Here is a 12,832-nt window from a genome sequence, read left to right on the forward strand (position 1 = left end):
GTGGAATGGAGTGCAGTAGAGGGCAACTACATTGCTTATGACCAGGTCGAACCTTGAGAGGCTCGAATGGTATGAAACCATCGAAAGGATGATCGGAAGATGTCTGCCAAAGAAAATAGTTCTGCTATCAAAGATAGTGCTGGGAAGGAGTCGGAGGGCCAGTATACCTGCCCGATGCATCCGGAGGTCATATCTGATGAGCCTGGGAATTGCCCGAAATGCGGAATGCACCTTGTGCCTATGGAGCAGGCCGGAACGAGCTCCCATTCCGGTCATTCGCACCATCATTCCGGTCATTCGCACCAGTGTTCCGGAGAGCATGAAAAACCGTCAGGAGATGACCGGAAATATGATCGCGTGCCGCCTGGATATTCGGGTGTGGTCTACACCTGTCCCATGCACCCTCAGGTGCGCCAGACCAAGCCCGGCGCCTGTCCTATCTGTGGCATGGGGCTGGAAACGGAGTCTGCCGCCGTTGACGATGAGGGCCCCAACCCGGAGCTGGTGGACTTCTCCCGCCGTTTCTGGGTTGCCTTGGTCTTTACGGTCCCCCTGCTGATTCTGACCATGACCCCCTATGTTGGCATCATGGCCGTTCGCGAATTCTTTGGTGAGCGGGTCTCGCTCTGGATTGAGCTCGTGATCGCCACGCCCGTGATTCTCTGGTCCGGCTGGCCCTTCTTTGTCCGGGGCTACAACTCGTTTCGCACAATGAACCTGAACATGTTCAGCCTGATTGGCATGGGGGTCGGGGCGGCCTACATCTTCAGCATCGTGGCGGTGCTCCTGCCAGGGATCTTCCCGGAAGGCTTCCGGGACTCCGAGGGTAACGTTGGCGTTTATTTTGAGGCGGCAGCCGTTATTGTCACGCTGGTCCTGCTGGGCCAGGTGATGGAGCTGAAGGCTCGTGAGGGCACCGGCAAAGCCATTCGGGCGCTGCTGGATATGGCCGCGAAAACGGCGCGCGTGATCCGGCCCGATGGCACCGAGGAAGAAGTCGCTCTGGAGGATGTGAAGGTCGGTGATCATTTGCGGGTGCGCCCCGGTGACAAGGTGCCGGTGGATGGCGTGGTTGTTGAAGGCCGCTCATCCATCGATGAATCAATGATTTCCGGGGAGCCGGTTCCGGTGGAGAAGGTCGACGGTGACAAGGTAACCGGGGCCACCATCAACGGTACCGGGAGTCTGGTTATGGAGGCGACCCGGGTGGGGGCGGATACCATGCTCAGCCAGATCGTCGAAATGGTCGCCAATGCCCAGCGCAGTCGGGCGCCTATCCAGAAGTTTGCCGATATGGTGGCCGGCAAGTTCGTACCGGCCGTGATTGCCGTGGCGGCCCTGTCCTTCGTGGCGTGGGCCATCTGGGGGCCGGCGCCGGCTCTGTCTTACGCGCTCGTGTCCGCCGTGGCGGTTCTCATCATTGCCTGTCCCTGCGCACTGGGGCTGGCCACACCCATGTCGATCATGACAGCGACGGGGCGAGGCGCCCAGGTGGGTGTGCTGATCAAGAACGCCGAAGCCCTGGAGCGTTTTGCCAAGGTGGACACCCTGATTGTCGATAAAACCGGCACCCTGACAGAAGGCAAGCCAAAGCTGGTGGCCGTGCTGCCGGAATCGAATCATGACGAGACCGAAGTCCTGAGGCTGGCGGCCACGCTGGAGAAGGGGTCGGAGCACCCGCTTGCCGAAGCCATTGTTGCCGGTGCCGAGGCACGCAACGTGACACTCGGCAAGGCCGACGACTTTGAAGCGGTCACGGGCAAAGGGGTTAAAGGGGTTGTTGATGGCAAGCCGGTGGCACTGGGCAATGCCAGGCTGCTGGAAGAGCTGGGGCTGGACGGCGGCCATCTGATGGAGGTTGCCAATGCCAGGCGCGACGAGGGTGAAACGGTTATGTTTGTGGTGCTTGAGGGCGCCGTTGCGGGCCTTGTAAGCGTTGCCGACCCCGTCAAGGAAACAACGCCTGCCGCGCTGAGGGCGCTACATGCCGCGGGATTCCGCGTCATCATGGCAACGGGTGACAATGAGCGCACAGCTAAGGCAGTGGCGGGCAAACTCGGTATTGATGAGATTCGCGCCGACGTGCTGCCAGAAGATAAGGCCAGTATCATTCGCGAGCTTCAGAGCCAGGGACGCAAGGTGGCGATGGCAGGGGATGGGGTCAATGACGCGCCTGCCCTGGCCCAGGCCGATGTCGGTATTGCGATGGGAACCGGCGCGGATGTCGCCATTGAGAGCGCAGGCTTTACCCTGGTTAAGGGCAACCTCGACGGTATTGTCCGCGCCAGACGGCTGTCCCGGGCGACGATGCGCAATATCAAACAGAACCTGTTTTTCGCGCTGATCTATAACGGTGCGGGCGTGCCGATAGCGGCGGGCGTGCTCTATCCATTCTTTGGCATTCTGATAGGACCTATCTTTGCGGCGTTCGCAATGAGTGCGTCTTCTTTGTCAGTGGTGATGAACTCCCTGCGTCTGCGTCGAGAGAAAGTCTAGGCGCGAAACGACCATATCGATGACCTCAGCACAGGTAGCCCCATCCTGTGGCTACCTGTGCTGAGGTCGGAGTAAAAATGAGTTTGGCCAGGGAAAGCTAATGAAAATTGTGTTCTTTGAGGCAGAGAAGTGGGAGTGCGATATTTTGCAGCAGGCCTGCTGCAATCATGAGGTTGTTTTCACGGACGAGGAACTCGGAACAGGCAACGTTGGGCTATACAGGGACGCCGATATCATCTCCCCCTTCGTTCATTCAGCCCTGAACCATTCGGTCCTGGAGTGCTTTGAACATCTGCAGTTTGTCGCTACCCGGTCGACGGGATACGACCATATTGATCTGGATTATTGTACCAGAAATTCGATTCCGGTCAGCAATGTGCCCGTCTACGGTGACCAGACGGTAGCAGAGCATGTTTTTGCGCTGCTCCTTGCCATTAGCCACAAGATTCCGGAGGCGATCAATCGCACTCGCAAGGGGGATTTCTCACAGAAAGGCCTGCAGGGGTTTGACCTGCAAGGCAAAACCCTGGGGGTGATTGGCACCGGATCTATCGGAAAGCGTGTTGTAGAAATAGCGCAGGGGTTTCGCCTGAACGTTCTTGCCTGCGATCCCAGGCCGGATGACGTATTCGCCGACCGGTATGGCGTGTCTTACGTCGATTTGGATCGTCTTCTTGAGCAGTCCGATGTGGTGACGCTGCACGTACCTGGCAGCAAATCGGCCAAGCATCTTCTGTCGGACAGGGAGTTCGCGCGGATGAAGCGCGGGGTTGTCCTGATTAATACCGCTCGCGGCTCCGTTGTTGATACCCAGGCTTTGCTGTACGCGCTGGCGGATGGGAAAGTGTCGGCTGCCGGTCTTGATGTACTGCCGGATGAGCCCTCCATCAGGGAGGAGGCGGAATTGATCCGCTCCTTTTTTGACAAGAAACATGATCTGGAAACGCTGTTCGCCAACCATGTTCTTCAGCACATGAGAAACGTCATCGTCACCCCGCACAGTGCGTTCAATACGAAAGAGGCTGTCGAAAGAATCCTCACGACCACCGGCGAAAACATTGTTGGCTTCATTGAGGGTGCACCCCGCAATCTTGTGAACAAACACTGAGCCAGGATGATTTTTTATGCCGATGCTCTATACCTATTTGATCTGGGGTGTGTTGTTGGTGCTGCTGTCGGGATTGGTTCTTGTTGTTACCTGCAATAAGAAGATGCTGAGGATGAGCCTTGGTACCGCTCCCCTGGGGTCGTGAATTCAGATAATAACTGCAGCATTTTTCGTAATTTATACGAGCATCGCTATTGGCAGACCAGGACATAATAAAAGGCTAATCATCATGTGGAACGAAAAAGGCAATAGCCATCTCCAACAACCCATCTTGCCGTCACTATTCAGCATTGGCGCCATTGGTTTGACCCTCGCTGGCGCGCTGATCTGGCAGTCTGAGTTTGCGTATGCGCTTGATTATGTTTCCTCGTACGTGGATGGTCTGCTGCGCTGGTGGTATGTGGCACTGGTTGCGTTTCTGACGGCATTTGTTATTTGGCTAGGGCTGGGGCGTTACAAGAACGTGCGCCTTGGTAAAGACTACGAACAACCGGAATACCGGCTTTTTCCCTGGTTGGCGATGCTGTTTGCGGCCGGCACGGGTGTGGGGCTGCTGTTCTGGAGCATCGCCGAGCCAATCATGCACTTTCAGGGTAACCCTTTTACTTCGGAGGGCTTTACTCCCTCCGCTGCGTCTACTGCAATTCAATTGTCGTTTTTCCACTGGGGGCTGAACGGATGGGCTATTTTTGCGTTGGTCGCGATTGCATTCGGATACTTCAGCTATCGCCATGATCTCCCGCTCGCGCCTCGATCAGCGCTGTACCCGTTTATTGGTGAAAGAATCTTTGGCTTTTGGGGGCACGTCGTTGACGCGCTCGCTGTTTTTGCGACTGTATTTGGTCTGGCGACGACGCTGGGGCTGGGAGCCCGTCAGACTGGCACGGGGCTCAAGTGGCTTTTCTCCGTGGAGGCGTCTCTTTGGGTGGAGCTGTCGGTGGTCGCCGTGGTTACTGTAATCGCGACGATTTCGGTGGTTTCTGGGGTCAGGCGGGGCGTGAAAATATTGAGTGAGGTAAATCTTTGGCTAACGCTGATTTTACTCGCCGCCTTTATGATTATTGGCCCCTTTGATTACATGGCAGGGTTGTTGGTGCAGGAAATTGGCGGTTACCTGGATAGTCTATTGATCATGACATTCTATGTTGGCGCCAATGAACCGGGAAATTGGCAATCGACCTGGACGGTGTTTTTCTGGGGCTGGTGGCTGGCCTGGTCACCTTTTGTCGGGTTGTTTATCGCCCGGATATCCCGCGGCCGCACCCTGAGAGAGTTTGTTTTCGGGGTTCTTCTCCTACCAACGCTGGTGACTTTTGTATGGATCTCGGTGATGGGGGGCGCTGCACTCCACAGCGAGCTATTCGGGGGTGGCGGAATTGTTGAGGCGGTCAATAAAGACATCGCCTATGCACTTTTCGCGACCATTGAGCACCTGCAGACGACTGACTCAATTAAATTTTTGATGGGTCTGGTGGCAACGCTCCTTATCAGCATCTACTTTATAACGTCTGCTGACTCCGGCGCATTGGTGGTCAATATCATTTTATCAGGAGGGCAGCTTGAGCCTCCCAAGGCGTCGAGAGCAGGCTGGGCCATTGGCAACGGAGTATTGACCGCGGTATTGCTAGTGGCGGGAGGTATTGCCGTCCTCCAGGATGCGGTCATCCTCGCGGCCCTGCCATTCTCGCTGGTTATCGTTGCTATGACAGCTGGCCTGTTGAAGGCGCTGCATCATGAGCCGCTGACGGCACCCCGGGAGGGTTGTAAGCAACACCGGGCCGCTGAGCCATGGACCGGATCGGATAAGGCATGACTGCACCCCTGAAAAGCTCACAACCAGGTTCAGCGACATGACCCCTGGCCCCGTGAGCGCAGGGCTGATGAGGTCTTCCAGATCGTAAGCCATGTTGGAAAGCGATAGCACCTTGGTTTACTCGTCTTCATCGGGGGGAGGGTGAGAGTATGCCGAATTGGACACTGCCCCCTCTGTCAAGGTTGTTGAAGCCATCTGGCTACAGTAGCATTCTCATGCCATCCCCCCAGGGGGGATAGGCCAAAAGCTGGTTTTGACCCTGGCCGGGATCGTTTATGGCTCAATGGCTTTGCTGGCTGATGGCCTGCACATGGGTTCGCACGCGGTGGCTCTGGGTATTGCCGCCTTCGCCTATGCGTATGCCAGGAAAAACGCGGGCAGCGCCAGGTTCTCTTTCGGGACGGGGAAGGTCAATGCGCTGGGCGGCTTTACCGGCGCGATTCTGCTGGCTGTCTTTGCGCTCTACATGGTCATCGAGAGCGTCGGGCGTTTTATTCAGCCCGTCCCCATTTCTTTCGATGGGGCTATTTTTGTGGCCATCATTGGCCTGGTGGTCAACGGGGTGTCAGCCTGGATACTGGGGGATGCAGGCCATGATCATGGTCACAGTCACGGCCATGATCACGGTCACCACCATCATCACCATGACCACAACCGCCGTGCGGCCTACCTTCATGTACTTGCGGATGCGCTGACGTCAGTCCTTGCTATTGTTGCCCTTCTGGCGGGTAAATATGCCGGGTGGAACTGGATGGACCCGATGATGGGGATTATCGGTGCGATTCTGGTAACCCGTTGGTCCTGGCATCTGCTGAAAGAGACCTCAAAGGTCCTCCTCGACGAGCAGCATCAGGACATGGAGGAAACCGTCAGACAGGCCGTCGAAGACGACGATGCCAAAGTCAGTGATCTGCATGTGTGGGCGATAGGCCCAAACATTCATGCGGCTATTGTCTCAGTCGTCTCGCATCAGCCCGAGTCGCCTACAGTCTATAAAAAGCGCATTCAGGCACACTGCCAGTCCCTGGTCAATCATGCCAATCACGCTTTCAAGATGGCCGTTTGCCCGCTTCAGACGTTTGATAATGTTCGGGTGAGATTGATGCGTGTGATCATTTACCATTTTTAATTCCTATCCCCCACGGGGGGATGGTATCCTCCGTTCTCGTTGAAATCCAACCACAGACTCGACGCAGTAGATTGATGATTTCGGCCATTCACCCGAGAAAACTGCTTCCAACGCTCGTCATACTCCTTGCATTGGCGGGCCTGTCACTGTCGGTGATTGGCGAGTCATTCTCTCATGGTGTGGCCAACTTGGCAGGCGACTGGGAATCGCAGTTTGACGGCCAAGCGAGCAGTCATGGTGCGCATGGACACACCCATGATTTTGACGAAGAGCCAGAGACATCATCAGTGCATCATGATGCTGGCAATCATACCCACGAGACAGTGGACCAGCTAAGGGTTCCCCTTATTTCCCAAAGCCTGACCGTTCTCCGGCAGCCCGTGCCCTTTGCCGATGATTTCCCCCGCAGCTTGCGCTATCGGCTCGAACGCCCTCCAAAAGCACTCCTTCCTGCTTGATTCTTGCCGCTTAGGCGGCCCGAGAAAACACATTCGATTGGAGTCTTTATGTTGTCAAACTTGACAGGCCGATGCCGTGGTGTGTCCTCAACGGGCACAGGCAATCGCCTACTCTGGATATTTCTGACTTTGGGCTTGCTGGGGCTGAGTACCGACGTACTCGCCCATGCCGTGGCTCAGGGCGACAAGGGGTACATCCAGGAAATTACCGGGATAAACCTTATTTCGTTCATCTACCTGGGGGCCAAACACATGGTCACCGGCTATGACCACCTGCTGTTCCTGCTGGGTGTCATCTTCTTCCTCTACCAGATGAAGCACATCGCGATCTACGTGAGCCTGTTTGCCCTCGGGCATTCCACCACCATGTTGTTGGGCGTCTATTTCAACGTGGGCATCAACAGCTACCTCATTGATGCGATTATCGGTCTGTCCATCGTCTACAAGGCACTGGACAACATCGGTGCCTATCAGCGTTGGTTTGGCTTTCAGCCCAACACCAAGGCCGCCACGCTGATTTTCGGGTTCTTCCATGGTTTCGGCCTGTCCACCAAGATCATCGAATACGACATCTCGCCGGACGGCCTGATTCCGAACCTCCTCGCCTTCAATGTGGGTGTGGAAATCGGACAGCTCATCGCCCTGGCCATGATCCTCATTGCTATCAGCTTCTGGCGTAAAACCGACGGCTTTTTCCGCCATGCCTACACCGCCAACGTGGCCATGATGAGTGCAGGTTTTCTGCTCTTTGGCTATCAGCTCACCGGTTACTTTGTCGCCTGATTCTGGAGATTTTTTATGTACAACACCGATATACCCAACCGTGAAGAACTGCCCAGCACTGCCAAACTGGTTCGATCCACCATCATTGCCGCTATTGTGGCGCTGGTTCTGCTGGTAACCGTGGTCATGCCCGCCGAGTACGCCCTGGACCCAACCGGCGCAGGTCGCCTTTTAGGCCTGACTGAAATGGGTGAGATCAAGGAGCAGCTCGCCGAAGAGGCTGCTGCTGACGAGGCTGTTCAGATGGTTGCTGTTCAATCCTCAACTGAGCGACAGGCGCCGGAAGTCAATGCACCTGTCGTGGATGAAGCCGTTGAGAAGCCAGCCCCCTCACCGGAAGCAGAGGTTGCGCCTTCTGAGCCAGAATCTGCGCCTGCACCAGAAATTGCGGAACCGCAGTGGCAGGATGAAGTGCGCGTGATTCTCACACCGGGAGAAGGCACCGAATTCAAACTTACTATGGAGGAAGGTGCTACAGCCCGGTTCTCCTGGGTGTCAGAAGGTGGCCCGATCAACTTCGATACCCATGGTGATGGAGGTGGTCAGTCAATTTCCTACGAAAAAGGCCGGGGCGTGCCTGAAGACGAAGGCGAGCTGGAGGCAGCCTTTACCGGCAATCATGGCTGGTTTTTCAGAAATCGGAACGACAACGACATCACTCTGGTACTGCGTACCGGAGGAGACTACGGGCAGTTTAAAAAGATGTTGTGACGTTCACCAACGAATAAGCGCCGAGGGGTCTCCGGGCCTATGTTTTCATAGGTCCGGACCGTGCTTAAGTAACTTAATGTTCTACAGTTCGCTAAACCAAAAATCTGGAATTCTTCATTAATGCGATCAAATATTGGCTCATTGAAAAGGTAATAATCACACCTGAAAAACCGGAGCGAATCCACCTCCGGGGGTACGAAAATTGGTTGTCTGGCCTTGGTATATCCTCGCCGCAACCAGCATACTTTTGCCGGCGTAGGTATACAGCCGAATGTCGACTTTTCGGGTGACCACTGCATCGTCAATTCTCAGGGTTCGTTCTCCAGCGGGGACAAGGTCCTGGGCGATGTAGCCACCATTCAGGATGTTCTCGAAAACGCGCCGGGTTAGTTTGTTGCCCCGGTAGACGCCTTTGCTGCCATGGCCGGCAACCGGCTTGAAGAACAGATGACGTCGCGCACTCCACAACTCAGCCGCGTCGTTCCTCGAAACCTGCCTGGTTTTCGGCACGGCTCTCTCCAGGTAGCCTGCATCGGCCTCATTGAGCCCCCAGTCTCGAAGGGAGTGGGGTGCGGATAGCAGGGCCAGGTTTCGCTTGTCAGCCAGCACAGCGTGCACATGGGGATTAGGCGTTACCACCACGGCGCCATCCAGATAGGCATGCCTTAATGCCGCATGGGGCGCGGCGTCCAATGCGAAGTCCACCAGACGGTTGTAGACCATATCAATGGGCTTACCGCGGGCTGTCAGCGTACCGCCGGCATACTGAAGCTCCTGTGGATCGAGTATCAATGTATCAATTCCTTTGGCTCGGAGAATCTGTTGGGCCAACTGGAATTCGGGGAACATAAATTGTGTCTTTGGGGCATCGTCTACTATGGCCAGGCAACTGGGCCCGAAATTGTCGTGCTGGCTTTGCCACTCCTGTTTGAACATTGAGAACACCGCGTCCTCGAATCCGTCGAGCGGCTGCTGGGGTGTTGTGGGTTGTTGAGATGGGTCGCAGCAATTGCGCTGGGCTCTCGACAAGACAAGGTTCAGGAAGGCGCCACCGGCGTTGGTGTTGATTTCGATCAGCCGGGGGCCGTCGGGGCCCAGATGAAAGTCATAGCCCATGAACGCCCCTATGGGGCCGGGATCGAAGCGTGCGATTTCCGGTGCCCAGGACAGTACACGCTCACGGTACGACGGAAGTTCGGTGGCTGATTCGATCGCCTGAACGATCCGTTCCATCGTCGCTATGTCGGCCCGGGGGACGAAAACCGGTGTGTTTGAAAAAAGATGGTGGAGTTCGGAGGCCGTGGATGGTTCGTTTCCAGCGTCCGCCAACTGAGTCAGCAGGCTTTTGTCGAGGGCTTTGCGGTCGAGAGTGACGCAGTAGCACTGTTGGTTAAGTCGATCCGCGTGGGTATTGGCCGTCCGTTGGTAACCGTGGGTCGAGTCTTGCATCTGGAGCCCGTAGCTGAGGTGGGTTGTTCGGCGTGTGGAAGCGGGTGTCAGTTATCATAAACGGTCTGGACTATAGTGTCGGTATTAATCCTCGTCAAACAGATGTCAGGTAACGGTTTTCAGGTCTGTTTCAGCTTCGTGTGCTGGGGTAATTCGCTGACCTGTGCTCGTTGAACGGAGGTGCCGGAATTTGGAGGCGATGGTGAGCCAACCCCTGTCGATGCGCACGGTTGCCGGAATGATCCTGGTTGCGTTTCTCTGGGCAATCTGTTTTCCCTTTATCGTGGTTGGGCTCCCGGAAGCGCCTCCGCTGCTTTTTGCCGCTTTGCGAGCGTTTTTAGCTGGCCTGGGTCTGATTCTGATCGCATTCAGGCAAGGTGGTCGCATCAGCTATTCGCCCCGGCAGTGGATGATTTTGACTGTGATTGGCTTAAGCTACACCGGCATGGGGCTGGGAGGTATGTTTCTCGGAGCTGGAAAGCTGGGGCCGGGCGTCGCGACGGTGTTGGCTAACGCTCAGCCCTTATTCGCGGCGGTGTTATCGATCTTTATCATTAAGGAGGTCGTAACCCGCCGCATGTTTGCGGGTCTGCTCATCGGTTTTGCCGGGGTGGTCGTGCTGGCAATGCCGGGACTGGACTTTGGAAACGCCCGTTTCATCGGTGCGGTCTACGTGCTCGGTGGAGCAATTGGAACGGCGATAGGGAACGTCTTGCTGAAATATCAGGCTGGCAAGGACGATGTTTTCTGGGCGATGGGCATTCAGCTCCTGATCGGTTCTGCTTTTCTGGTCATGGCTTCCATCGGTCTTGGTGAGGGCTTTGAGATCGACTGGACCTGGTCTTTTGCCACAGCCATATTTGTCCTTGCCATTCCGGCGACTGCCCTGATGGTAGTGCTTTGGTACGCCCTGCTGGCCAGCGCTCCCTTGAACCGTCTCAACCCCTTTACGTTCTTGGCGCCGGTCTTCGGCCTGCTCATCGGCGTGTTTGCGTTTGATGAGACGTTCAGTCTGACAGAAATTACGGGGATGGTGATCACGGTAGCGGGGTTGCTGGTCGTCATAAAGACACCCCCTGGGCCGAAGCGTATCGCTGAAGCTGAATACGTGGGTGCGATTGATTCCAAAAAAATAGAATGAACAATATCTATCCCGAATGTTTCATAAACCGTCCGAATAAGCACTCAATTCCGCAGTCGAAGCGCCCACGCGGGCCGGTTATGAGAACCGCTCTTATTAAGAGATTCAGATTCACCTCCGGGCCGACAAACCGTCCCCTTGAATCGCTTACTATTTGAGCAATTCTGATGCCCAGACGTGCGAAAGCCTCCCGAGGCCGGGATTGCGATGAGTGCCGACGGCCGCTCAGCTGGTGTTTGGCGAGGGCCGGGGTAGGCGGTATAATCGTTCGGTGATCGTGTGCAACAGGGCCTCGACCGGGCAGCTACTGGGCAGGTGGAGCTTGATGCGGTCTTTGTACTGCGCCACCCGCACGGCCAGCTTGAACAGCTTGATGATCACCGTTGAGGGCTGGGCCCGGGACAGCTCGGTGCCTTGCAACAGCTCGGTGCGCAAGGCCTGGTGCAGCACATAGGCGGCGCAGGAGAAAAACAGGCGCATGTGGTTAGCCGCAAAGCGGCAATCCGAGGTGCGGTCGCTGGCCAGATCGTTTTTCATCATCTTGATGAAATTCTCGTCCTGGCCCCGGGCGCAATACAGCTCGGTGTACAGCATCTCCGGGGCCGGATCTTTCAGGGAGGTGACAACGAAGCGGGGGTTATCGCCGAGTCCCATGACTTCGGCTTTCAGGACAGTGCGAAAGTTCTGCGGCCAGGAGCGGGCCTGATAGTCGATCTCGTGGAAGGTGCGCGAGCGTTGCGGCGGCTCCTGTTCGGCGAGGCGGGCGTTGTGGCAGCGGGTGTCGTGCAACCGGCGGGTACGCTTCAGGTGTGGCTCGGCCAGTTTTTTCAGGCGGCTGTTGCCGGTCAGGCCGAACAGAAAATCCGTGTACGGATCGTCGAGCGCCAACTGCATCAATTCCACGTTGGCAAAATGAGCGTCACCTCGCAGCAGGATGCGGGTCTCGGGCCAGTGCTGGCGCAGCCGCTTGAGCACCCGCTTGAGGATCATCGCGTTCTCTGCCCCCTTCGGGCGTTTGCCGGGGCGCAGGGCGGCGGTGATGAACTTGCCCGACAGGCCCTCGAACAGAAACAGTGGCAGGTAGCAGTGACTCTGGTAATGATGATTGTAAAACGCCAGCTCCTGTTGGCCATGTGTCTGGTCTTCGGAATGATCCATGTCGAGTACGATCATCTTTGGAGGTTTGGCGTAGCTGGCGACAAACTGTTCCACAAATGCCTGGGCCAGGCGGTAAAGGTCGCGATTGTTAGCGGCATTTTCCAGGCGCGAGAAGGTCGGAGCGCTGGCCAGATCCTGCTCAGTGTCAAGCGGCTTGCGCTCGGCGCCGAGCTTGAACATCGGGTCACGGCGCAGGGTGTTGGCGTCGTTGGCATCGGCATAGCCGCAAGCGATCTGGAAGATCCGTTGGGTCAGCAGAGCACCAAGCGTGTGGTCGATGTAGGACGCGTGACGGCGGTCGTCAATGGCCTGCCCTGGGCCAGTCGATGGATCAGGCCGATCTGCTGGTCAACGCCCCGCAGCAGCAGGGGGCCGAAATCGGATGACAGCGCCCCGCCCTCAAAATCAGCCCGTACGGTAAAGCCGGCAAAGGGAGGAAAACGCAGTTGAGTTGGGATAGAATTGGACATGGGTGAGCCTTGTTTAGCTTCTTCCGAAGCGTTATTGGTCTAACTCCCATTATATCAATGGGATAAACAAGGTTCGCCTTTTTTATGAATAATTCGGGTTAAGTTGATGACGGTGC

8 protein-coding genes and 3 pseudogenes are annotated in these 12,832 nt (G+C 56.3%); 8 read left to right on the plus strand and 3 right to left on the minus strand.

Annotation, left to right across the window (positions count from 1 at the left end; genetic code table 11):
- Positions 1-174: 174 nt before the first annotated feature.
- The 4 genes and pseudogenes from AC5JQH_RS12250 to dmeF all read left to right on the plus strand — a co-directional run.
- The gene (locus AC5JQH_RS12250) at positions 175-2,496 is read left to right on the plus strand and encodes a copper-transporting P-type ATPase (protein ID WP_493791860.1); all 2,322 of its coding nucleotides are present in this window, start codon (positions 175-177) and stop codon (positions 2,494-2,496) included.
- Positions 2,497-2,596: 100 nt separating this feature from the next.
- Positions 2,597-3,604 (plus strand): hydroxyacid dehydrogenase, encoded by a 1,008-nt coding sequence (locus AC5JQH_RS12255; protein ID WP_008169999.1) that lies wholly within the window; start codon positions 2,597-2,599, stop codon positions 3,602-3,604.
- A gap of 229 nt (positions 3,605-3,833) precedes the next feature.
- A complete protein-coding gene (locus AC5JQH_RS12260) occupies positions 3,834-5,417 on the plus strand; it encodes a BCCT family transporter (protein WP_008169995.1) in 1,584 nt (527 codons plus the stop codon).
- A gap of 253 nt (positions 5,418-5,670) precedes the next feature.
- A pseudogene (gene dmeF / locus AC5JQH_RS12265) lies at positions 5,671-6,420 on the plus strand (CDF family Co(II)/Ni(II) efflux transporter DmeF); the annotation flags it as partial.
- A gap of 18 nt (positions 6,421-6,438) precedes the next feature.
- Here dmeF and AC5JQH_RS12270 read toward each other — a convergent pair.
- Positions 6,439-6,540 (minus strand): annotated as a pseudogene (locus AC5JQH_RS12270) (metal-sensing transcriptional repressor); the annotation flags it as partial.
- Positions 6,541-6,620: 80 nt separating this feature from the next.
- On the opposite strand from AC5JQH_RS12270, the gene AC5JQH_RS12275 reads away from it, so the two are divergent.
- The 3 genes from AC5JQH_RS12275 to AC5JQH_RS12285 are packed head-to-tail and all read left to right on the plus strand — an operon-like array spanning position 6,621 to position 8,498.
- Positions 6,621-7,004 (plus strand): hypothetical protein, encoded by a 384-nt coding sequence (locus AC5JQH_RS12275; RefSeq protein ID WP_273085705.1) that lies wholly within the window; start codon positions 6,621-6,623, stop codon positions 7,002-7,004.
- A gap of 48 nt (positions 7,005-7,052) precedes the next feature.
- On the plus strand, positions 7,053-7,787 hold the full coding sequence (locus AC5JQH_RS12280) for a HupE/UreJ family protein (protein ID WP_175497415.1): 735 nt from the start codon (positions 7,053-7,055) through the stop codon (positions 7,785-7,787).
- Between the two features lie 15 nt (positions 7,788-7,802).
- Entirely contained in the window at positions 7,803-8,498 is a 696-nt protein-coding gene (locus AC5JQH_RS12285) for a hypothetical protein (RefSeq protein WP_008169988.1), read from the plus strand.
- Positions 8,499-8,654: 156 nt separating this feature from the next.
- Here AC5JQH_RS12285 and AC5JQH_RS12290 read toward each other — a convergent pair whose 3' ends face one another.
- On the minus strand, positions 8,655-9,947 hold the full coding sequence (locus tag AC5JQH_RS12290) for an ATP-grasp domain-containing protein (protein ID WP_493805641.1): 1,293 nt from the start codon (positions 9,945-9,947) through the stop codon (positions 8,655-8,657).
- A 199-nt stretch (positions 9,948-10,146) separates the two neighbouring features.
- Between AC5JQH_RS12290 and AC5JQH_RS12295 the strand changes: the two genes are divergently transcribed.
- Positions 10,147-11,088, plus strand: a complete 942-nt coding sequence (locus AC5JQH_RS12295) for a DMT family transporter (RefSeq protein WP_493805977.1) — start codon at positions 10,147-10,149, stop codon at positions 11,086-11,088.
- 225 nt (positions 11,089-11,313) lie between these two features.
- On the opposite strand, the pseudogene AC5JQH_RS12300 reads toward AC5JQH_RS12295, so the two are convergent.
- Positions 11,314-12,716 (minus strand): annotated as a pseudogene (locus AC5JQH_RS12300) (IS1380 family transposase).
- Between the last annotated feature and the right edge of the window lie 116 nt (positions 12,717-12,832).

The organism is Marinobacter sp. H13 (assembly GCF_059072335.1).

What these genes read in the sequence shown, in the direction of transcription:
- AC5JQH_RS12275 (WP_273085705.1), top strand. Translation starts at nt 6,621, where the DNA reads ATGATTTCGGCCATTCACCCGAGAAAACTGCTTCCAACGCTCGTCATA.
- AC5JQH_RS12285 (WP_008169988.1), top strand. Translation starts at nt 7,803, where the DNA reads ATGTACAACACCGATATACCCAACCGTGAAGAACTGCCCAGCACTGCC.
- AC5JQH_RS12290 (WP_493805641.1), bottom strand. Translation starts at nt 9,947, where the DNA reads ATGCAAGACTCGACCCACGGTTACCAACGGACGGCCAATACCCACGCG.
- AC5JQH_RS12260 (WP_008169995.1), top strand. Translation starts at nt 3,834, where the DNA reads ATGTGGAACGAAAAAGGCAATAGCCATCTCCAACAACCCATCTTGCCG.
- AC5JQH_RS12295 (WP_493805977.1), top strand. Translation starts at nt 10,147, where the DNA reads ATGGTGAGCCAACCCCTGTCGATGCGCACGGTTGCCGGAATGATCCTG.
- AC5JQH_RS12280 (WP_175497415.1), top strand. Translation starts at nt 7,053, where the DNA reads ATGTTGTCAAACTTGACAGGCCGATGCCGTGGTGTGTCCTCAACGGGC.
- AC5JQH_RS12255 (WP_008169999.1), top strand. Translation starts at nt 2,597, where the DNA reads ATGAAAATTGTGTTCTTTGAGGCAGAGAAGTGGGAGTGCGATATTTTG.
- AC5JQH_RS12250 (WP_493791860.1), top strand. Translation starts at nt 175, where the DNA reads ATGCATCCGGAGGTCATATCTGATGAGCCTGGGAATTGCCCGAAATGC.